This window comes from Xanthomonas sp. NCPPB 3761, from assembly GCF_041475705.2.
In the GTDB taxonomy this organism is placed as follows: Bacteria; Pseudomonadota; Gammaproteobacteria; order Xanthomonadales; family Xanthomonadaceae; genus Xanthomonas; species Xanthomonas phaseoli.
Genome location: NZ_CM191262.1, coordinates 439,937 through 460,796 on the forward strand (window position 1 = coordinate 439,937; position 20,860 = coordinate 460,796).

Consider the following 20,860-nt stretch of genomic DNA (forward strand, 5'->3'; position numbering starts at 1 on the left):
TACACGCATTATCGTAATGGAGATCTCTGGAATCGAAGTCGATGATGTGCGAGGCGAGTTAATACCGATGTCATGCGCCGTGCGCATATAAGTCGCCAGGTTGCGAGGCCTTTCTGCATCGCCTTAGGGAAACTCTGAACAATCCGTCCTGATCTGCCACAATCGATCATCGACCCGAGTAGACGATTTCGATGCAGCTGACCTTCGGCGACGCGGAGTACGACGGCAAGCGCAAGCGGACGCGGCGTGAGGTGTTTTTGGCCGAGATGGAGCAGGTCGTGCCGTGGAAGGAGCTGCTGGGGCTGATCGAGCCGCACTATCCGAAGTCGGGGCAACCGGGACGACAGCCGTATCGGCTGGAGACGATGCTGCGCATCCACTTTTTGCAGCAGTGGTATGCATTGAGCGATCCATCGGCGGAAGAAGCCTTGTACGACACGGTGTCGATGCGCCGTTTCGCCAAGATCGGCGGGCTGGATGAGGTGCCGGACGAGACGACGATTCTCAACTTTCGCCATCTGCTGGAGCAGCACGATTTGGCGCGCAAGCTGTTCAATCGGGTGAACGCGCATCTGTCGCGCAAGGGTCAGAGCCTGCGCGGCGGGACGATTGTGGATGCCACGATTATCTCTGCGCCCAGTTCGACCAAGAACAAGGACGGTGAGCGCGATCCGGAGATGCGCCAGACCAAGAAGGGCAACCAATACTTCTTCGGGATGAAGGCGCACATTGGAGTGGATGATGAATCCGGCCTAGTGCACCACGTGGAATGCACGGCAGCCAACGTGGCGGACATCACGCAAGCGCACAAGCTGCTGCATGGCAAGGAAGACACGGTGTGTGGGGACAGCGGCTACACCGGGCTTGAGAAGCGCGATGAGATCAAGGGCAAGCGCAAGCTACGCTACCTGATCGCGGAGAAGCCCTCGAAGCTGAAGCAGATCAAGAACAAGCGCGAACTGAAGTTGGCCAAGCGCTGGGAGCACACCAAGGCCAGCCTGCGTGCGAAGGTGGAACATCCGTTTCGGGTGATCAAGCGCCAGTTTGGCTATGCCAAGGTGCGCTATCGCGGCCTGGTCAAAAACACCGCGCAGGTGCTGACGCTCTTTGCGCTGTCGAACCTGTGGCTGAAGCGGAAGCAGTTGATGCCTGCCGTTGGGAAGTTGTGCCTGTAATGGGGAGAACGCCCCGAGAATGCGCTGGAAACAGCGAAAAACCGAAGGTGTGAGCGTAGTCAGCGCTACCGATGCGGGTCGACGCATCCTCTGGCCGCATTGATCAGACCATCCTTAGGTACAGCTGTCGCGCCGGATGACTCACCGGATCGAAGCCGCCTCCGCTTCGCTTGTGTCCGCTCCGAAAGTGTGGCGCAGGTTTTGGTTAGCCGATTAGCCGTGCCCCAGCTTCGTGTGCAGCGCAGGTGGTTCGCTGTGCTTCGCTCGGGCGCGAAGCACGGCGCAAGACAATCTTGCCGCACACAATTGGTGCATTGGCACGACATGTTGGTGCATGAGTCCTACATCGAATATGTCCTCACGGAGTACCTCTGATGACGTTGGAATCGCACAATCGAAAATCAGCGAATACCGCTTTCTTTATCGGCCTGAGCGCATGTCTCGGCTTGCCGGGAGAGCTTGCGCAGCGGCTCGGCGAAGGCGAAACCATTCTGGGGCCAGCCGGCATGCTGTGCCGTGTCCATACGCAGGTAGAGCAAGACGAATTGATGGCCTTTCCGGAAGTGATCTTGCCCCTGGCGGCACGTGAATTCGGTGGCGACGAGGTGGTGACCCTGCTGTCGCTGCAGGAGCAGCTGCTGACCGAGTATGGTTGGCGGCTCACGCTCTCGGATCTTGGTCTGCTCTGCGTCTGTCCGCTGTTGCTCGTGCGCACGCCTGAAGAGGTGGCCGCTGCACTGGACCGTGGGCAGGTGGTTGCCCGTGTCGTGCTGGACGCGCTGGCGACGCAGGTCGATACGACGATGAAGGTGGCCTCATGAAACTCTCCAGCGATATCGGGACCGCTTCCAGTAGCTGTGCAACCTCGCGCCTTCCCGTACAACCAACGCAGACCGAAGATGTTGCTACCCTGCGGGAAGAACGGGCACCGACCGGCCCGCTTGCGGGCCTGGCCTCTTCAAGTGCGGCGCTGCGTGGTCGCCGCGCATCTTTGGCCGATCGCGCCAGGCCTCATGCAGATGAAGAAGGACCCATGCTCGGCGGATCACATCGGTCCGAGTCGTCGCAGTCGTCGGACGCAACCCTTTACACCGCGCAGATCGCGTCCCCACCTCCGGAAACCGAAACATCGGATGTGCCTGCCGCTGCGGCGACCTATGCCGAACGCAGCACAGCGGCGGCCGCCGAGGTAAAAGCGCAGCTACGAGCCCGCCTGGACGCTCTGCCATTTGCTGCGCCCTCGGAAGAGCAGGCTGCCCTGCAGGCCAGCTATCTTGAATGGGCGGACGCACGCGTGCAGGAACGCATCACCGCCTTCGGCCCGGGTGCCGGGTACCGAGCCGTTGGTGATATGAAGCCCGAAGGCACGAAAGCAACATTGCCGATCGTCTACGAATGTCTCAGGGCGTTCATCACCGGCGCGATGCGCAACCCGATCGGGCTGGCCACGGCTGCGGCCTACGTTGGCGCCCACGCGGCTGACGAGGAGCAACTGAGTGCAGCGACGCTTGCGCTTGCTGGTGCGACGGCGGGAACGGCGTCCTACACCGGCGATACATTGTTGATCCCGGCAATGGACCGCCGCGCGCGCGTCGCCAACTTGCCGAGGTTCCAGGCTATCGACCCCAAAATCCTGGTGCCCGATCCACCGCCAGTCATTCTGGAAGTCACCGCTGGGGGCAAGCGTTTCAGGCGCCTGGGCGAGAACAGTGCGCCGACGCTTGCCGAACTCAAGGCCCAGACCTACGACCGCCGCCTGGGGATCACTCAGCGCCAAGCGACCTTGGAGGATAGGTCACTCGATACCTTGTTGCTCAAGCCAGCGATCGATGGAGGGTTCAATGGCGCGCGGCGGAGCGGTAGTGCCCGGGGTTTGCTGACGCCGGCCGGCCAGCTGGGGCTGAGCGCGCTCGCCAGTGGCGGCGCCGGGATCGTGCAAAAGGCATTGCTTGAAACAGGCAAAGCCGTGGCACGTACGGGGCAGATGAGCGTCCCGGATCTGCTTGGAGGACAGCAACGATTGAATCTGTTCGTATTGGCATTGCCCGACAAAACGCGCCGGCCTGCACAATGGTCCGACGCCGTGCATTTTCCGCCCAGGTATTTACTGGAAATCGGAAAGGAAGCCCTGGCTTTGGCAAGGCAGGGTTTTACCAGCGCGAACGCGGTCGTCACGACGGCGCGCGACCTGCTTGCTCGCCACATGCTGAGTAATGTGCTGGTCACCTTTGCGTCAGTTGGGGCTGGGCACATGATCGCGTCGCCGTTGCGTGGCTGGAGCAACCTCCCTGTTGCTGGCGAACTAATCAATTCCAAGGCTGTGGTCGTGCAGCAGGCCATACAAACCCTGTTCAGCGATATGTTATGGAATGCGCTCAAGGCCAAGAACGGCGCCAATACCTCCCAGGCGGCGCGCCTGGACAACGAACGTGCCGCGCTTGCAGCCGAGCATCAACGCACCATCGAACGAGCCTTTGAGGCCCTGGCCGAGCCCGTGGACCAGACGATCGTCAGGCTCTCGGGGCCGACACTTGCCGAGGCAGAGCGTGCCATGGAGGAAGGGGTGCGCGCTGCGCCTAGACCTGGGCCGCTTGGCCAGACACTGCGTATGGCCCTGGAGACATTGCGTACAGAGATCGGCAGGCAGTCCGTCTCGATCGCGACCATCGATGCGGTACGCACTGCACTGCGCGAGGGTTGGAGTCAAACGCTTAGCGGCGTACCCCGCGACGCGGCTACGCAGGCACTGTATGGTGAGCTGCAAACGCTCAAGCGTGCACTGCATGACAGCGAAGAACTTCGTCAGTGGCAGAGCGGGCGAGCATGAGCGCTCAGCTGCCGCTGATACTCAGGATGGTTGTCCGCCTCCGCCACAGACGTCACTGTCGTCGCGTCTGTGGCTTGATGGTGGTGTCTGGCAGGTTAGCCGTCACCAGCAAGGATGGAATGCCACGGCCACATACTTCGAGCCGCGTCGTAGGCTGCTCACTGCACGAGGCAGGCATTGCATCTGCGACTCGGCTGCGCAGTCGTTTCGGGACGCGCCGGCCTTAACGCGGAATCCCAACGCCGGAAAGAACTCGCCGGCAAAGCGGTCGTGCCCTCCGTTAGCGCCAACAGTACCGCTGCGTAAGCGGCTGTAGCGGCTGTGCACGGTGTAGAACATCAGCCCGCGCCGTTCTTTGGTCTGTGCAGTGTCGGCGATCGCGGTACGCTGGCAATGGAGGCCTACGATGTCTCCTACACCTGACGTCTACCGGGGCGCAAGCCAAGACAGATGGCAGAGATGCCAAGATCGAAGTGGCCAAGTGAATTTCACTCAGAGCCACTCGTGACATCGGGCAGATAGGGTGTCAAGCTGGGCTGAGGTGGCTGGCAAGCCAAGTTGTTGTGCCGTGGCTGATCGGCGCGGCCGCAGCCATGATTGACGTTGCGGCAATATGCCAACAAGCATGTATCAGGCGCGCAGCCACAGAAAATTGCCGGTTGCGATTCCTTCGAACATTTCGTCGTGCGCAACGAAGATATTATTGTTCCAGTAATGACCATGCTCGGCGTAGTGGGCAAGCAGATCGCATATCCATGATCCATCCACATCATCGTCCAGCGGCACGCGCACGATCAGGACGATGACGCCGGCATCATTCAGTCCAAGCTGTGCCTGGTCTTGCGCGTACACGGACAGATTGGCTTCCAACAAAAGCCGGTAAACCGTCAATGTCCGTCCGGCAGGTGGCAGCCCGTAGGAGATGCGCAGATACAGTGCCTGTTCCTGCACCTCGTCGTCGGGCTGTGGCGTCGGCTCGTGGAGGTAGACTTCAAACCCTTCTACCCAGAGCGCACGCCTGCTGAGCACAGACTGCACATCCGGTAGGCCCAAGGCCTCGCACATCTGTCGAACGATGGTTTCGAATCGTGCGCTGCTCATCGGCGGTGGTACATGCGCAGGACCCCCTACAAGCCCTGCGCATGCCTGTACCGGTTACTGGCCAACCAGCTGCTTCGCGTTGTCGCCTGCCTTGCCGATGAACTTGTTGAGCGCGACGTTGAAGTCAAGTTCGTTCTTCTTCATAGTTAGGTAGTTGTTCATGCGCTCCTGCTGGGCGGCTGAATCGCCAATGCTACCCATCAGATTATTCATCTGATTGCCCGACGCCTGAGTGGTCATGTGATTGCTCCATCTGCTTGAAAGGTCCGATGTGACCGCATCAACGCCCTGGCCGAACATTGACCCTAAAGATTGTATAGCTGGCATACAAATACTCCTTAGATAGGTAAACGCAACATGTAGCGCCTGTTGGCGCGTTTTGCTTGACCACCATGGCCAAGTAAATCGATGATCAAGGCATTCCGGAGATGTGTGCGACGATTTCGCGCGCGGCATTGATGCCGTCGTGCACCACGGTGAAGTCGTTGCGAACAACCTGATCGCTCGCGGCGGACCAGTGCGCATAAAGCTGTTGCGCTGTCGCGTGCAGGGCTGCCTCGATGCTGCGCAGCCGCTCGCCAGACACATCCATCGCCTTGGTTTGCAAAATCTTGCTCATATCCTGGGTGACCGTCTCGGTCATGGCATCGAACATAGTGGGCTCTCATTGCGCCGCCTGCTGCGGCAGGGATGTCATGTGCTTGGTACCGTCCGGCGTCTCGACATAATGCAGGCCGTCGGCGAGCAATGCCGCGTCGTAATTGTCCGGCAGCTTGATGGACGGATCTTGCTGGCTGATCTCCACGTGCAGCGCACGTACCTCAGGGCCCAGGTCGCTGCGGACATCGGCAATCCGGCGGCTTGAGCGTTCTGCGTAGTCGCTGCTGCCGGACACCGAGAAAATGCCATCGCCCTGGTAACGTACGCTGAGAGCGGGGTCAGCCAGGGTATCGCGCAGCGTTGCAACGACCTCGTCCACCACGGCCACGTTGACGGCAACGCCTGGATGGTAGCGATGCACCTGCGCACGCAAGCGCGCAGCATCGGCGCTACTGGGGACCAGGCCTTCGATCAGCACGCGCGTGCCGACGCGTTGGGCGTGCGCTTCGCGAAAACCGAGTTGTTTCAACAAGGCGTTGGCCTGGTTGACTGCATTTTCTGGACGCTGCGGGGGGGCGGCATCGGACAGAAATGCCGGTTGCAACGAGGGGATCAACGCCGCGGCAGAAAGCGCTAGCATGGCACCCACCGCAGTGCGCAGGACTTTGCGCCTGGACGCGGGCGGCGCCGGCGTGGGGGCTGGGGAAAGCAGCCGCTCCAGCAGCGCCACATCGTCTGGCCAATCGGCAGCAGCCTCGCCAACACACAGTACAAGGGGGCCGAAGCGAACTGGCTGAAACGCAACAAAAGATGTTTCTGGTAGCGTGTCGCTGCTATATCGGATTTGACCGTCATGGTCTACCTCGAGAATGAGTGAGCAACCAGGCCAATCGTCTATTCGGATATCGGTTTGGGGATCGCTCCCCAGGGTGTAACGACCTTGTGCCAAATCTAATCGTGCGCCTGCGTGGGTTCCTGTCAGTACGCGAAGCTGCATGGTCATGGGCGAACCTCCTGAGCCGCCTGTTGTGGTTGCTCAATCAGCAGTGTGTTCAGACGTGTGATGGCATGTGTACGATCGACCTGCCTGCGCGGCTTTTCCGCATTCAGCAGTATCAACGGGAGCAAAAGGTGAAAGTTGCGGAGTGCTGGCACTGGTTCCAGCTCTGATGGCATCAGCTCCATCAATCGCTTCCGTAAAGCCTGCAGATTTTCGGCCGGGGTGGCCCTGCCGGACGAGCGAAAATGCTCCCGCATCAATCTCCAGACCGTCGTGGTCAACGAGGCGAGGGCGGGATGCGAAACGCCGATGGCGCGTAGCTCGACAAGCGCAGCGGCAAGCGCGTGTCGCCTGACCATCGGATCGGCGTCGCGCGTCATCACATAGCGATCGAGAATGCCGTCGATGCGCGCACGTACGCCATCGCTAAAATCTGCTGGTGCGGCCGCCTGCCACGGTCCTGTCTGCGGATCGTCGGCATGCGCGTTGCGGCCACCGCCATGCTGATCGCCCTGGCCCTGCTCACGCCCCTGGGCTGCAACGACGGCCACGCTCACCCGTCCGCGCAGTACGCACTCGCGCTTGGCTTCGGCCTCTTCCTGCTCGGTGGCGTCGAATTCATCCTCCTGGCCGTCCAGCGACCGGATCCCGCGTCGTCGCCTGCGCGGTGGAGCAGGGCGCAGGCGCGGAGCTCGTGCCGCAATGTCGGTAGGCGACCCCGCGCTGGTGCCTGCCGCATCGGCATGATGATCGCCATGGTGATGCGAGCCGCCATGCTCGATGGAAACCGAGGGCCGCAAGGTGCCGGGCGAAATGCGACGGATCATGGGAATGCCGCCTGCATCAATGCCTGGCCGAACTGCATGATGGCCGAGGCGCCCCACGGTGCTGTTACGGCAATGGCAGCCACCACCACCACCAGCTTGAGCGCGAACGAGATCGATGCGTCCTGCAGCGACATCACCGCCTGGACGAAGGCGATCAGCAGCCCGGCCAGCGCAGCGACGCCGACCACCGGCAAGGACACCTTGAGGCAGAGCAGCAAGGCTTCGGAGGTAAATCGCACTAGATCGTCGTGGTCCACGGCGTCACCGATAGCTCAGAACCAGGCCATGAATCAGCATCGACCAGCCATCCATGGCGACAAACAGCAGCAGCTTGAACGGGATCGCCACGTTGGTCGGGGTGACCTGCGAAAGGCCCATCGCCATCAGCGCGTTGGCCACCACCAGGTCGATGACGATGAACACCAGATACAACAGAAACCCGATGCGGAAGGCTTCGGTCAATTCGCTGAGCGTGAAAGCCGGTGCCAGGACGAGCAGGTCGTCCGACTTGAGCGTGGCAGCCTTGTCCTTGGGCCAGATCTGCTGTGCGGAACGCATGAAAAAGGCCTTTTCGCGCTCGCGTGTGTGCTTGAGCAGGAATTGCCGGAACGGCTCCCTGCAGGCGTCGAGCAGCACCACCACGCGGCTGTTGTCCGATCCGGCACCGTAGTTCTGTGCGGCCTTGAACGCTTCCATGCCCACCGGCGCCATCACAAAGCACGACACCAGCAATGCAACGCCATTGAGGACCATGTTCGGCGGCACCTGCTGTACACCGATCGCATTGCGCAGCAGGCCGAGCACGACCACGATCTTGGTGTAGGAGGTGACCACCATCGCTGCGAAGGGCAGCAAGCCCAGCATGATGACCACCAGCAGCAGCGAGCCAACGTCAGGCATCTGCATGCGTGCTCTCCGACATGCTGAGGATCTGCACACCCAGATGTTCGCCCACTGCCAGTAGCCTGCCGGTGCCGATGGTCTGGCCGTAAACGACCAGGCGGATGTCGGCTTGATCGACGGGCACCGACAACTCCAGGATCTGCCCGGGCTGCAAACCCGACAAGGTCGATAGAGACAGCGCAAGTTGATCCACTTCCAGTTGCACCGGCAGTTCCAGTTCCGCCACATTGCTGGTGGACGGCGCGACGTCCGGCTCAAACGTATCGTGCTGCATGGTGGGGGTGGCCTCCAGAATCATCTGTTGCAGGTTCAAGCGCACCGGAGCGCGCAATACCGCGCCTCCGGCGATACCCCAGAGCACCTCGCCGCTGGTGACCGCCGCCGAGGCGGTGCAATGCAGCAAGACATCGCCAGGCCGCAGCGACTGCAGCACTGCCGCCGATGCGGCGCGCCCGCCGATGCGCAGGCGCGTGTTGACGCGCAGTGCAGCCAGCCAGGCTGGCAGCTGCGTAGGCCCGGCAAGTCCGTCGACTGCAGCCTGCAGCGTGGCCAGCAGCGACGCGCTTGCCGTCAGCGCAATCGCATCCAGATCGCCCAGCGTGATGCCGATGCCGTGGCAGTGGTCCGGCGCTGCATCGCGCTCGAAGCCGATCACCTCGGCAGCGCCCAGGCCGAGCGGCGCAAGCGCGCCCAGGCGATCGGCCAGCAACATTCCTGCGAGCGAAACGCGGAGGGCGTCGTCGTCCTCGTTCAATAGCGGCGCTAGGCCATCGCGTGCGGCAATCCGCATATCCATCTGGCCGGTGTCCAACTGCAGTCGCAGGCGGGCCGCATCACTGGGTGAGATGCGACGGCAATGCGTGACGAAGCCGCAGTGGCGTGCCGCGCGTGGGTCGCCGAACACCCTGCCCAGCTGTGCGCGCTCGGCCGCAACGCGCGTCAACGCCTGGGAGAGTGCACGTGCCGGTGGAGCCTGGCTCTGCTCGGTTAGCAAGATGGAGTTCCTCCAAATGGCTTTCTGTCGCCAGTGCCGCGTTAGACAACCTCGATGCTGATCTGGAGCGTGCTGCTCAGCGTGGACGTCAGCGCAGCCTCCAGACGCTGCCTTCCGCACCAAAGTACCTCGCGCGCGTCAGGCGAACGGGTATTGAAGCGAAGCGATAGCTGGTCCGGCGAAAGCCGCAAAAACAACGTGGTTTGTGCAACGACCTCTTGATCGATATCCAGCCAGGCTTCCCAGCTGCCTGCGCTGCGCACTGGCGTGGCGTTGCAGAACTCGGCCACGCGCAGCGCGATGTGGTCGATCGCCATCTGGGCGCGTTGCGTGCGTATCCACTCGGTCGCAATCTGTCGCCCTACGGTGCCATCGTCGGTGCCTTGCGACGGCGCCTGGTGTTTCGGCGCGTCGATACGGAATGGCGTGTCCGTTTGTATGGGTGCGCTGTCATGCGCCTCGGTGAAGCTCTCCTCGGCATCAGATTCCGGCCGATCTTCGTCGCACTGCGGTGACAACACCATGCAGGGAAGCGCGAGCTGGGCGCTGCGCAGACGCTGACGCAGTTGCAGGAAGCTGGAGCGCTGCGCCGACCGAGCAGGCGTGGCGGCAGCCGCCGGCCGCTGCAGTCCGCCGCTGACCGGCAGGATGCGCACAGGGCGGAGCGGCGGCTTGCGCATCACACCACCACTCTGCCGATCGGTTGCAGTTGCACCTCCGAACCCAGCTCCTGGAACGAGTAGACCTGCAGCCACGTCAGCCGTGCTTCGATCATGCGGCGCACATAGCGGCGGACGTCCATCGATGCCACCACCGCCAGCGGATGCTGCGCCTGATCGCCGACGATGCGTTCGACCTGTTCGACAAGCTGGTTCGCCTGCTCGGGCGGAAGTGCCAGGAAATTGCCGGCCGCGGTCGCGCGAATCGATTGCCTGATCAGTTGTTCCACCGCATGGTCGAGCATTACTGCGGGTAGCTGCCCGGTGCCTGCGGTTGCGGTGTGCGCAAGATAACGGCCCAGATCGCAGCGCACATACTCGGTCAACATCAGAAGATCCTTTTCCTTCGGACCCCATACCACCAGACTTTCCAGGATGCTCTTGATATTGCGCACCGGAATCCGTTCTTCCAGTAGGCGTCGCAACACATCGGCAATGCGCTGGGCGGGCATTGCCTTGTTCACCTCCGCAACCAGCCCCGGGTAGTCCACGGACACCTGCTCCAGCATCCACTGGGTTTCCTGGATACCGACGAACAAGTGCGCGCGTGCATGCAGGGGTGCGATGGCCTGCCGCGCCAATGCTGCCTGCATGTCATCGGTGTTCTCCAATTCGGCGCGTGTCTCGGGGACATCGTGAATCAGCACCTCGTATTGCATGTCGTGCAGGGACTCGCTCTGCCAGATCGCGATCCCGGGAAACGGCAAACCCAGCAACTCGACCAATTGGCGGCGCTCGCTTTCGATCGCCTGATCCAGCCGCGCAGGGTCCAGCTGAGCGGCCAGCTGCGGCGACAGCCGCATCGACAAAGGCGAGGCGAAATCGGGGGCGTTCTTGCGAATATGCGGCGCCTCGCCTTTGGCACCTTTCCGGCTCGTCGACGGCAACTTGCGCTGATCGGTACCGCTGATGTCGCGTTGCTTGCGCCAGATCGTATAACCGCCGGCGCCGACGGCCGCTGCCAGCAACAGGAACAGCACGGCCGGAAAGCCAGGGACGAACGCGAAGCAGGCCAGCAGCACGCTCGCTGCCATCAGGGCACGCGCGTTGCTGGTGAGCTGGCGGCCGATATCGAGCCCGAGCGAGCTGAGCCTGGTCTCGTTCTCGTTCGCCACGCGGGTGATCATGACGCCGGCAGCCACCGATATCAGCAGTGACGCGATCTGCGACACCATGGCATCGCCCACCGACAGGATCGCAAAGCGGTTAGCGGCGTCGCCGGCCGTCATGCCGTGGTACGTCACGCCGACCACGATGCCGGCCAGGATGTTGACCATGGTAATGACCAGGCCGGCGATCGCATCGCCCTTGACGAATTTCATGGCGCCGTCCATGCCGCCGTGCAGTTGGCTTTCCATGGCCAGCCGCGCGCGTTTGCGGCGTGCCTCATCTGCGGTCAAGTTGCCGCCACGCAGGTCGGCATCGATACTCATCTGCTTGCCGGGCATTGCGTCCAAGGTGAAGCGCGCACCGACTTCAGCAACGCGTTCGGAGCCCTTTGCGATCACGATGAACTGCACGGTGGTGATGATCAAGAAAACCACCAGGCCCACCACCAGATTGCCGCCGACCACCAACTCGCCGAAGCTCTCGATGATATGGCCCGCCTCGGCATGCAGCAGGATCGACTTTGTCGAGGCGATATTCAGCGACAACCGCAATAGCGTGGTGAACAGCAGCAGGGAAGGAAACGACGAGAGCGAGATCGAGTCGGGCACATACATCGTGACCATCAGCAGCACCACGCTCAGGGTGATGTTGATGCCCAGCAGCGTATCGATCATGGGCGTTGGCAGCGGCAGGATCATCAGCCCGATGACCGCCACCACCAGGGCAGCGATGGCCACTTCGCCGCTGTAAGCGAAATATCTTGTCGCGCGTACGCGGTCTCCTAGCATGGCAGAGCTCCATCACCGTCGTCGTGGTCCCGACCGAGCTCATCGACCCAGCGCAACACCACCGCAACCGTTTCGAACAAGGGCTCGGGAATTGCGTCGCCCAATTCAACCTGGTACAGCGCACGGGCAAGGGGCGGATTGGCGACGATCGGGATGCCCTGGTTATGCGCAAGGGCACGCAGTTCCAGCGCACCATCGTCCACGCCCTTGGCAACGACCTGCGGTAGGCCGAAGTCATCGGGCTCGTAGGCCAGCGCCACTGCGTAATGGGTCGGGTTGACCACCATCACCTTGGCCTTGGCGACGCGTTCGCGTGGGTCGCCGAAGACCAGTTCCTTGGCAAATTCCTTACGCTTGCCCTTGATTTCGGGATCGCCTTCGCTTTCCTTCAATTCGCGCTTTTGCTCGTCCTTGCTCATTCGCTTGTCGCGGATGAACAGCCAGTGCTGCACGCTCCAGTCTGCCGCGCCCACCAGTACGAACAGCAGCACGCCCAGTGCGAAGAGCATGCCCAGGGTGCGCCAGGCAATTTGGGCAATGTCGACCGGTGTTTCGTAGGCAAGCCCGATGATCATCGGCATGAGGGCGCGGATACCGACCCACAGCACCACCCCAATCAAGATGGCCTTGACGATCAGCTTCAGTAAGTTGATGAGACTTCGCAACGAAAAGAGTTTCTTGACCCCGGCAGCGGGATTGAGGGAATCGAACTTGGGCGCCACCGGTTTGAGCGAGGCATTCAGGCCGGTCTGGAACGCACCGCCTGCCATGCCAGCCACCAGGCACGCAACCAAGAACGGCAGCATCAACAGCAATCCCTGGATGCCGAGATGGCCGAGTGCGCGGTTTATCGCCGCTGCATCGCGTGTATTCTCCGGAAAATCGAAGCCGATCGTCATCAATGCGCGCACGTGATCTGCGAAGTAATCGCCGGCCGATTTCATCACCAATAACGCGCCGAAGAGCGCCGCGGCTGCAGTGACGTCCGGGCTGACCGGCACTTCCCCGTCCTTGCGCGCATCCCGCAGTTTCTTCTCGGTCGGCTTCTCGGTTTTTTCTTCCGACATTGCCTGCTCCTTCCGCGATCGCTGCGCCCCCGATTGTGGGCGGCTGTGGTCGAGCGATCCGCGTGCCAGGCGAATGTGTGGATAGCCTGGCGAAGCCGGAATGATTTGTTCGCCAGCGAATTCCGATATTCGTTTCCAAAAGGATCTGGCCGCCGTGGCGCGCGTAGCTTTCCCCACGTGTACGGTCCGCATTCCATTAAAACGAGGTGCAGTGTGGAGAAGATTCAATGTCCCGGGTCGGTCGTGAGTGGGCTCATCGAACTGATCACGGTCGGACTCACCCATGACAAGATTCAGGACGCTGCCGCGGTCCTGGCCGCAGTCCGGGTACTGCGGCCAGACCTGAAAGCGCTCGACACGTTCGATGCATGGATTTCGATCAAGCGCGGCAATTACGTGGAAGGCGCGCGCCTGCTGCGTGAGCTGGAGGGCGACGCCGGCTCCAAGCCGCTGTGCAAGGCCTTGTACGCCTGCTGCCTGTTCGCGATGGGCGACCAGTCGTGGCATGGCATTGCAGACGGGCTGATCGAAGAAGACGCCGATGCCGACGCCGTTGCCCTGGTCAAGGCGCTGTCCGGACGAAAAACCCCAACGGCCGCGCCGGCGGACGTGCCGGTCGAATCTTCAGCACCGATGGAAGTTCCAAATTCGCAATACCTGCGTGCCTGAGTGACGCCAGTCCCGACCCCATAGGAGTATGCGATGACGCTCATTCCTCCTGTCCAAGCGATTACCGGCGCCAGTGCTGCCACCGCCCAGGCGCTGTCGCCGGTGGCAGCGCCCAACCAGGCGCTGGTGAATCGCTTTCAAGCGCTGATGCAGTCCTCCAGCCCGTTGCCGCCCGCCATGCAGCGGGTGGGCAACCCGAGCATGATGAGCCGGGTGGTCGACGTGCAGAACGATGGCGTGCGCACCATCGCCGAGCATATCGATGCCTTCAGCATGCAGGCACCGACCATGGGGCTGCAGGAAATGGCAGCGCAGCAGATCAAGTTGATGCACGAGCTGACCATGGTCGGCTTCAACCTCAATGTCAGCGTCGGCGTAGCGCAGTCGGGAAAGAACGCCGTGCAGACACTGGTCAAGAACCAATAGCATGCGCGCGCTGAGATATCTGGTGGTGCTGCTGGTGGCGCTGCTGCTGTCTGCGTGCAGTCAGCAGCTGTATTCCGGGCTCACCGAAAATGATGCGAACGACATGCTCGAGGTGCTGCTGCATGCCGGCGTAGACGCGTCCAAGGTCACCCCGGACGATGGCAAGACCTGGGCGGTGAACGCACCGCACGATCAGGTGTCCTATTCGCTGGAGGTGCTGCGCGCGCACGGCTTGCCGCATGAGCGGCATGCCAATCTCGGCGAGATGTTCAAGAAGGACGGGCTGATCTCCACGCCCACCGAAGAACGCGTGCGTTTCATCTATGGCGTGTCGCAGCAGCTATCGCAGACCTTGTCGAATATCGATGGGGTGATCTCGGCCGATGTGGAAATCGTGCTGCCCAACAACGATCCGCTTTCCACCTCGGTCAAACCGTCCAGCGCTGCGGTGTTCATCAAGTTCCGCGTCGGTAGCGACTTGACCAGCCTGGTGCCCAACATCAAGACAATGGTCATGCACAGCGTGGAAGGACTCACCTACGAAAACGTCAGTGTGACGCTGGTGCCGGGTGGAGCGGAGAGCGATGCGCAGTTCACCGTATCGGCACCGCCGAAATCTTCACCGTGGCCGTGGTTGGCCGGATGTGCGTTGGCGTTGGGTCTGGCGGTTGCGGCGGCCCTGTATTGGTGGCCAAACCCGCAGGCGGGCCGCTGGGGCGGCTGGCAACGCCTGCGCGAGTTGACGAAAGGCAAAGCCGGGTGAGCACGGGATGGACAACACGCGGATCGACACTGCAGCACGATGTGTTCAGCGTTGGACGGACGCATTGGCGCATCTGGCCGAATCGCTGGACCCCGCACGGGTGGCGCATTGGCTTGGCCCGGTGGCAGCGTCGGGCTGGGCAGTGGCGCCCGTCTACCGCCGTAAGCGGGTAATCCAGGCGTGGTCGGGGTGGTCGGGAGTATCGCCGTCTGCACTCGGCCTGCAGGCGAATCAACTGGCCCTACTGACGGCCGCGCAATTGGCGCAGGTCCTGATCGCGCGGGCGCTGTTTTCGCGCGGGCTGGCCGTGCGCCGTTGTATCGAGCGCGAACGTCTGGACTGGCTCGAACAGTGTGTGGGGCCGGCCGTGCTTGAGCATGTGCGTCAGAACGCGTCCGCCGGCCTACCCGTGCCCTTGTTGCCACGCGATGCCGACCAGGCAGCGTGGGTCGGCGACGGGTGGCGTCGGATGCAGGCCGATGGCGTCTGGTCCAATCCGGTTGTTGCCAAGCTGCTGGCGCTGTCCTTGCCGTTGGACGCCGCGCAGGTGGCCACCGTCGCAGCAGACGGGGCGAGCGATGCGTTCCTGAGTGCGCTTCCCACCCTGATGCCGGAGGCGTCATGCGTCTGTGGTTGAGGTCAACGCCCGATGCGATCGGCCTGGAGTGCGATGTCATTCCGCGCGAGGCGCTGGCCTCGGTGTTGACGCTGGATGCTGCCACTGCCGAGGTGCACGCACGCTGCGAGCAGGCCCTGAGCCAGGCGCAGACACGGGCACAGACGCTGATCGACGAGGCCAAGCAGCAGGCCGAAGCGATCCTTGAGGATGCGCGCCAAAAGGCCGAGCGCAGCGCACGCCTGGGATATGCAGCCGGTCTGCGACGCCAGCTCGATGAGTGGAACGAATCCGGCCTGCGCCATGCCTTTGCCGCCGAAACGGCCGCGCAGCGGGCACGTGAGCGCCTGGCCGAGATTGTGGCGCGCACCTGCGAACACATCATCCTCGGACACGACCCTGCGGCGCTGTATGCGCGGGCGGCGCAGGCGCTGGAAGGTGCCCTGGACGAGGCCAAGGCCCTGCGCGTCAGCGTGCACCCCGACGCGGTGGACGCTGCGCGGCGCGCCTTCGATGCGGCCGCCACCGAGGCGGGCTGGACCCTGCAAATAGAGCTGTGCGGCGATGCCGACCTGGCCGTGGGCGCCTGCGTGTGCGAATGGGACACGGGCGTGTTCGAGACCGATCTGCGCGATCAGCTGCGCAGTCTGCGGCGCGTCATTCGTCGTGTATTGGCTGCACCGGAGGAGCTCGCGGATGCTGGCTGAGGCGCCCCTGCTGGAGACCACGCTCGAGCGCGAGCTGGCCACGCTCGCGTTCGGTCGTCGCTACGGCAAGGTGGTCGAAGTCGTCGGCACCATGCTCAAGGTGGCCGGCGTGCAGGTCAGCCTGGGCGAGGTGTGCGAGTTGCGCCAGCGCGATGGCAGCGTGTTGCAGCGGGCCGAGGTGGTGGGCTTCAGTCGCGATCTGGCGTTGCTGGCGCCGTTCGGCGAGCTGATCGGGCTGTCGCGCGAGACGCGCGTGATCGGATTGGGCCGCCCGTTGGCGGTGCCGGTCGGACCGGCCTTGCTGGGGCGCGTGCTCGATGGCCTGGGCGTGCCGTCGGACGGGCAGGGAGCCATCGCCTGCGACACCTGGGTACCGATCCAGGCGCAGGCACCGGACCCGATGCGTCGGCGGCTGATTGAACACCCCATGCCGACCGGCGTGCGGATCGTGGATGGCCTGATGACGCTGGGCGAGGGCCAGCGCATGGGCATCTTCGCCGCAGCCGGCGTCGGCAAGAGCACCTTGATGGGAATGTTCGCGCGCGGCACGCAGTGCGATGTCAACGTGATCGTGCTGATCGGCGAGCGCGGGCGCGAGGTGCGCGAGTTCATCGAGCTGATTCTTGGCGAAGATGGCCTGGCGCGCAGCGTGGTGGTCTGTGCAACCTCGGATCGTTCGTCGATCGAGCGCGCCAAGGCCGCCTATGTCGGCACCGCCATCGCCGAGTATTTCCGGGATCGTGGCCTGCGCGTCCTGCTGATGATGGATTCGCTGACGCGCTTTGCCCGTGCGCAACGCGAGATCGGTCTGGCTGCCGGCGAGCCGCCCACACGCCGGGGCTTTCCGCCATCGGTGTTCGCCGAGTTGCCGCGCCTGCTCGAACGTGCGGGCATGGGCGAGAGCGGCTCGATCACCGCGTTCTACACCGTGCTGGCCGAGGACGAGACCGGCAGCGATCCGATCGCCGAAGAAGTGCGCGGCATCCTCGACGGGCACCTGATTCTCTCTCGCGAGATCGCGGCCAAGAACCAGTATCCGGCGATCGACGTGTTGGCCAGCCTGAGCCGGGTGATGAGCCAGATCGTCCCATCAGACCATTCCCAGGCCGCCGGACGGTTGCGGCGCCTGCTCGCCAAGTACAACGAAGTGGAAACGCTGGTGCAGGTGGGCGAATACCGCGAGGGGAGCGACGCGGTTGCCGACGAGGCGATCGACCGGATCGATGCGATCCGCGACTTTCTCAGCCAACCGACCGACCAGCTCAGTGCGTACGAACGTACGCTGGAACAGCTGGCCAGCGTGACCGACGATGCGTGAGCCTGCCCACACCTGGTCGGTCCTGCATCAGCTCAAGGTGCGCCGCAGCGAGCGCATGCAGGAACGCCTGAGCGATTGCAGGCGTGCGCTGGAACACTGCGACCGCGAACTTGCCAGGTGCAGACAGGAAGCAGGCGCTTGCACCACGCGCTTGGCCGAGTGCGATGCCGCACTGTTGGACAAGGCCGGTGTAGGGGCGTCGATCGACATCGACACGATCCTGCAGCATGAACGCTTTCGCACCGTGCTGGTCGAGGCTTGTCGCGCCGCCGAGCAGGCGCAGGCAGCGGCGGATCAGTCGTTGCAGAGCGCGCGCGATGAACTGGCATCCGTGCAGCAGGCACTGAGCAAGCTGCAGGCACAGGCGCAGGTATACGCAGACAAAGCCGCCAGTGCGCGCCGCGCCCGGCAGGCGCAACGCGACGCGGCAGAAGAGGAAGACGCAATCGAGGCGCTGGTCGCGCTGCGTTCGCACCGCGCCGCGCAGAGGGGCGCCCGATGAACGACGTCACCGAAGCATTGCTGGCCCTTTCCTCGCAGGGCGTGTCGCTATTGGCCCTGCTGGCACTGTGCGGGGTGCGTGTGTTCGTGATGTTCATCGTGCTGCCGGCAACGGCGCAGGACAGTCTTCCCGGGATTGCGCGCAACGGCGTGATCTACGTCCTGAGCTCGTTCATCGCCTATGGGCAACCGGCCGATGCGCTGGCGAAGATCCAGACGGTCGGCCTGGTCGGGGTGGTGTTCAAGGAGGCCTTCATCGGTCTGCTGATCGGGTTCGCAGCATCGACGGTGTTCTGGATCGCCGAGAGCGTTGGCCTGCTGATCGACGACCTTGCAGGCTACAACAATGTGCAGATGACCAATCCGCTCAGCGGCCAGCAAAGCACGCCGGTGTCTACGGTGCTACTGCAACTGGCCATCGTGTCGTTCTACGCATTGGGCGGCATGTTGCTATTGCTGGGAGCGTTATTCGAATCGTTTCGCTGGTGGCCGCTGACCCAGCTTGGGCCGAACATGGGGTCGGTTGCCGAATCGTTCGTGATCCAGCAATCGGACAGCATGATGACCGCCGTCGTCAAGCTGTCCGCACCGGTGATGCTGGTGCTTGTGCTGGTGGATCTTGCGATCGGCCTGGTGGCGCGAGCGGCCGACAAACTCGAACCGTCGAACCTGAGTCAGCCGATCCGCGGGGTGCTGGCGTTGTTGCTGCTCGCCTTGCTGACCAGCGTCTTCGTCGCGCAATTTGGCGAAGCGCTTGGGTTCCTGCATTTCCAGCAGCAATTGCACGATGCCGCCAACGTCGGTGGTAAGGGAGGCGCGAGGCACTGATCTTTATTGAGACATTCCCGGCTTTGCACTTCCTACACTGGTCGTTACCGACTTTTTCACTTGCCTAGCAGAGGGAACGCCATGGCTCCTGCCTGTACCACCGCCCACCGCCGACGTGCTCCGATGGCCGCCGTCCTGATGCTCAGCCTGCTGCCGCTGCTGCCGCTGCTGTCGCCACATGCCGACGCCGCCCAGGTCCCGTGGCATTCGCGCACGTTCAAATACGTCGCCGACAACAAGGATCTCAAGGAGGTGCTGCGCGATTTATCCGCCAGCCAGTCCATCGCCACCTGGATCTCGCCGGAAGTGACCGGCACGTTGAGCGGGAAATTTGAAACATCTCCGCAGAAATTCCTCGACGACCTGGCGGCCACCTACGGCTTTGTCTGGTACTACGACGGCGCCGTGCTCAGGATCTGGGGTGCGAACGAATCCAAGAGCGCGACCTTGAGCCTGGGGACTGCATCGACGAAGTCGCTGCGCGACGCACTTGCGCGCATGCGCCTGGACGATCCGCGCTTTCCGGTGCGTTACGACGAGGCCGCGCATGTGGCGGTGGTCTCCGGACCGCCAGGGTATGTGGATACCGTTTCGGCCATAGCCAAGCAGGTCGAGCAGGGCGCGCGTCAGCGCGACGCCACTGAAGTGCAGGTGTTTCAGCTGCATTACGCGCAAGCGGCCGACCACACGACGCGCATCGGCGGTCAGGATGTGCAGATTCCAGGCATGGCCAGCCTGTTGCGCAGCATGTACGGCGCACGCGGCGCGCCGGTCGCGGCGATAGCGGGGCCTGGCGCCAACTTTGGCCGGGTACAGCCGATCGGCGGTGGGTCCTCCAACACATTCGGCAATGCGGCACAGGGTCAAGGCGGCGGAGCCAGCGGCATCCTCGGGCTGCCTTCGTCCTGGTTCGGCGGCGCCTCGTCGTCCGATCGCGTGCCGGTCAGCCCGCCGCTGCCCGGTAGCGGAGCTGCCGCGGCTGCGGGGTCGCCCGCCAGCGTCTGGCCGGAACTCAGCAAGGCACGGCGCGATGAATCCACTCCCATCGACGCCGGTGGTGGAGCAGAGCTGGCCTCCGATGCGCCGGTGATCGAAGCCGACCCGCGTACCAATGCCATCCTGATCCGCGACCGACCCGAGAGGATGCAGAGCTATGGCACCCTGATCCAACAGTTGGACAATCGGCCCAAGTTGCTGCAGATCGATGCCACCATCATCGAGATCCGCGATGGCGCCATGCAGGATCTCGGTGTCGACTGGCGCTTCCACAGCCAGCACACGGACATACAGACCGGCAACGGCAGTGGCAGTCAGTTGGGCTTCAACGGCGCATTGAGCGGCGCTGCCACCGATGGCGCGACCACCCCGGCTGGGGGCACCTTGACGGCCGTGCTGGGAGACGCCGGACGCTATCTGATGACGCGCGTGTCGGCGTTGGAGACGACCAACAAGGCCAAGATCGTGTCGTCGCCCCAGGTGGCGACACTGGACAACGTCGAGGCGGTCATGGACCACAAGCAACAGGCCTTCGTCCGGGTCAGCGGATACGCATCGGCGGATCTCTACAACCTCTCCGCCGGGGTGTCGTTGCGGGTATTGCCCAGCGTAGTGCCAGGCTCGCCGAACGGTCAGATGCGTCTGGATGTGCGTATCGAGGATGGCCAGCTTGGATCCAACACCGTGGACGGCATTCCGGTCATTACCTCCAGCGAGATCACGACCCAGGCGTTCGTCAATGAAGGCCAAAGCCTGCTGATTGCAGGCTACGCCTACGATGCCGACGAGACCGATCTGAATGCGGTGCCGGGTCTGTCGAAGATTCCGTTGCTCGGTAACCTGTTCAAACACCGGCAAAAGAGCGGGTCCCGCATGCAACGGCTGTTTCTGCTGACCCCGCACGTGGTGTCGCCCTGATGGTTCG

General features: G+C 63.0%; 23 protein-coding genes. 12 read left to right on the plus strand and 11 right to left on the minus strand.

Translation table 11 applies throughout. The features are described from left to right. Positions 1-191: 191 nt before the first annotated feature. The 3 genes from ACCQ00_RS01950 to xopF1 all read left to right on the plus strand — a co-directional run bounded on the left by ACCQ00_RS01950 (position 192) and on the right by xopF1 (position 4,002). Positions 192-1,175 carry an IS5-like element ISXfu1 family transposase gene (locus ACCQ00_RS01950; protein ID WP_022557821.1) on the plus strand — a complete coding sequence of 328 codons (984 nt, stop codon included), beginning with the start codon at positions 192-194 and terminating at the stop codon, positions 1,173-1,175. Between the two features lie 374 nt (positions 1,176-1,549). Further along, positions 1,550-1,996: an Hpa3 family type III secretion system protein gene (hap3, locus tag ACCQ00_RS01955; RefSeq protein WP_022558040.1), complete on the plus strand. Its 447-nt coding sequence runs from the start codon at positions 1,550-1,552 to the stop codon at positions 1,994-1,996. Next, a complete protein-coding gene (gene xopF1, locus ACCQ00_RS01960; protein ID WP_039567141.1) occupies positions 1,993-4,002 on the plus strand; it encodes a type III secretion system effector XopF1 in 2,010 nt (669 codons plus the stop codon). The genes hap3 and xopF1 overlap by 4 nt, the downstream gene beginning before the upstream one ends. A gap of 630 nt (positions 4,003-4,632) precedes the next feature. On the opposite strand, the gene ACCQ00_RS01965 is transcribed toward xopF1, so the two are convergent. The 11 genes from ACCQ00_RS01965 to sctU all read right to left on the minus strand — a co-directional run bounded on the left by ACCQ00_RS01965 (position 4,633) and on the right by sctU (position 13,111). Then, entirely contained in the window at positions 4,633-5,103 is a 471-nt protein-coding gene (locus tag ACCQ00_RS01965; protein ID WP_372354048.1) for a CesT family type III secretion system chaperone, read from the minus strand. 54 nt (positions 5,104-5,157) lie between these two features. After that, a complete protein-coding gene (gene hrpE, locus ACCQ00_RS01970; protein ID WP_162837114.1) occupies positions 5,158-5,430 on the minus strand; it encodes an HrpE family protein in 273 nt (90 codons plus the stop codon). An 85-nt stretch (positions 5,431-5,515) separates the two neighbouring features. Beyond that, positions 5,516-5,758 (minus strand): Hrp regulator HrpD6, encoded by a 243-nt coding sequence (gene hrpD6, locus ACCQ00_RS01975; RefSeq protein WP_022558045.1) that lies wholly within the window; start codon positions 5,756-5,758, stop codon positions 5,516-5,518. Between the two features lie 9 nt (positions 5,759-5,767). After that, complete coding sequence (hrpD5, locus tag ACCQ00_RS01980; protein ID WP_039567142.1) at positions 5,768-6,706, minus strand: HrpD5 family protein; 939 nt, start codon at positions 6,704-6,706, stop codon at positions 5,768-5,770. Beyond that, a complete protein-coding gene (locus ACCQ00_RS01985; RefSeq protein ID WP_039567143.1) occupies positions 6,703-7,530 on the minus strand; it encodes a hypothetical protein in 828 nt (275 codons plus the stop codon). Before ACCQ00_RS01985 ends, hrpD5 begins: the two co-directional genes overlap by 4 nt. Continuing rightward, on the minus strand, positions 7,527-7,787 hold the full coding sequence (sctS, locus tag ACCQ00_RS01990) for a type III secretion system export apparatus subunit SctS (RefSeq protein WP_008575435.1): 261 nt from the start codon (positions 7,785-7,787) through the stop codon (positions 7,527-7,529). The genes ACCQ00_RS01985 and sctS overlap by 4 nt, the downstream gene beginning before the upstream one ends. A 4-nt stretch (positions 7,788-7,791) precedes the next feature. Then, positions 7,792-8,436, minus strand: coding sequence for a type III secretion system export apparatus subunit SctR (sctR, locus tag ACCQ00_RS01995; RefSeq protein ID WP_003485742.1), 645 nt, complete (start codon positions 8,434-8,436; stop codon positions 7,792-7,794). Further along, a complete protein-coding gene (gene sctQ / locus ACCQ00_RS02000) occupies positions 8,423-9,376 on the minus strand; it encodes a type III secretion system cytoplasmic ring protein SctQ (RefSeq protein WP_039567144.1) in 954 nt (317 codons plus the stop codon). Before sctQ ends, sctR begins: the two co-directional genes overlap by 14 nt. Positions 9,377-9,468: 92 nt before the next feature. Then, positions 9,469-10,107, minus strand: coding sequence for a type III secretion system protein SctP (sctP, locus tag ACCQ00_RS02005; protein WP_039567145.1), 639 nt, complete (start codon positions 10,105-10,107; stop codon positions 9,469-9,471). Next, positions 10,107-12,044 carry an FHIPEP family type III secretion protein gene (locus ACCQ00_RS02010; RefSeq protein WP_046736071.1) on the minus strand — a complete coding sequence of 646 codons (1,938 nt, stop codon included), beginning with the start codon at positions 12,042-12,044 and terminating at the stop codon, positions 10,107-10,109. The genes sctP and ACCQ00_RS02010 overlap by 1 nt, the downstream gene beginning before the upstream one ends. Next, complete coding sequence (sctU, locus tag ACCQ00_RS02015) at positions 12,038-13,111, minus strand: type III secretion system export apparatus subunit SctU (RefSeq protein WP_372354049.1); 1,074 nt, start codon at positions 13,109-13,111, stop codon at positions 12,038-12,040. The genes ACCQ00_RS02010 and sctU overlap by 7 nt, the downstream gene beginning before the upstream one ends. A gap of 213 nt (positions 13,112-13,324) precedes the next feature. On the opposite strand from sctU, the gene ACCQ00_RS02020 reads away from it, so the two are divergent. The 9 genes from ACCQ00_RS02020 to sctC all read left to right on the plus strand — a co-directional run bounded on the left by ACCQ00_RS02020 (position 13,325) and on the right by sctC (position 20,853). After that, positions 13,325-13,780: an HrpB1 family type III secretion system apparatus protein gene (locus ACCQ00_RS02020; protein WP_039567147.1), complete on the plus strand. Its 456-nt coding sequence runs from the start codon at positions 13,325-13,327 to the stop codon at positions 13,778-13,780. Positions 13,781-13,813: 33 nt separating this feature from the next. Further along, a complete protein-coding gene (locus ACCQ00_RS02025) occupies positions 13,814-14,206 on the plus strand; it encodes a type III secretion protein HrpB2 (protein ID WP_039567148.1) in 393 nt (130 codons plus the stop codon). Between the two features lies 1 nt (position 14,207). Next, positions 14,208-14,969 (plus strand): type III secretion system inner membrane ring lipoprotein SctJ, encoded by a 762-nt coding sequence (gene sctJ / locus ACCQ00_RS02030; RefSeq protein WP_039567149.1) that lies wholly within the window; start codon positions 14,208-14,210, stop codon positions 14,967-14,969. A gap of 7 nt (positions 14,970-14,976) precedes the next feature. Further along, complete coding sequence (locus ACCQ00_RS02035; RefSeq protein WP_039567150.1) at positions 14,977-15,606, plus strand: type III secretion protein HrpB4; 630 nt, start codon at positions 14,977-14,979, stop codon at positions 15,604-15,606. Further along, on the plus strand, positions 15,591-16,292 hold the full coding sequence (sctL, locus tag ACCQ00_RS02040) for a type III secretion system stator protein SctL (RefSeq protein ID WP_039567151.1): 702 nt from the start codon (positions 15,591-15,593) through the stop codon (positions 16,290-16,292). The genes ACCQ00_RS02035 and sctL overlap by 16 nt, the downstream gene beginning before the upstream one ends. Next, positions 16,282-17,610, plus strand: a complete 1,329-nt coding sequence (sctN, locus tag ACCQ00_RS02045; protein WP_039567152.1) for a type III secretion system ATPase SctN — start codon at positions 16,282-16,284, stop codon at positions 17,608-17,610. Before sctL ends, sctN begins: the two co-directional genes overlap by 11 nt. Next, positions 17,603-18,112: a type III secretion protein HrpB7 gene (locus ACCQ00_RS02050; protein ID WP_039567153.1), complete on the plus strand. Its 510-nt coding sequence runs from the start codon at positions 17,603-17,605 to the stop codon at positions 18,110-18,112. Before sctN ends, ACCQ00_RS02050 begins: the two co-directional genes overlap by 8 nt. Further along, positions 18,109-18,939 (plus strand): type III secretion system export apparatus subunit SctT, encoded by an 831-nt coding sequence (gene sctT / locus ACCQ00_RS02055; RefSeq protein ID WP_039567154.1) that lies wholly within the window; start codon positions 18,109-18,111, stop codon positions 18,937-18,939. The genes ACCQ00_RS02050 and sctT overlap by 4 nt, the downstream gene beginning before the upstream one ends. Positions 18,940-19,020: 81 nt before the next feature. After that, complete coding sequence (gene sctC, locus ACCQ00_RS02060; RefSeq protein ID WP_372354050.1) at positions 19,021-20,853, plus strand: type III secretion system outer membrane ring subunit SctC; 1,833 nt, start codon at positions 19,021-19,023, stop codon at positions 20,851-20,853. Positions 20,854-20,860: the final 7 nt, after the last annotated feature.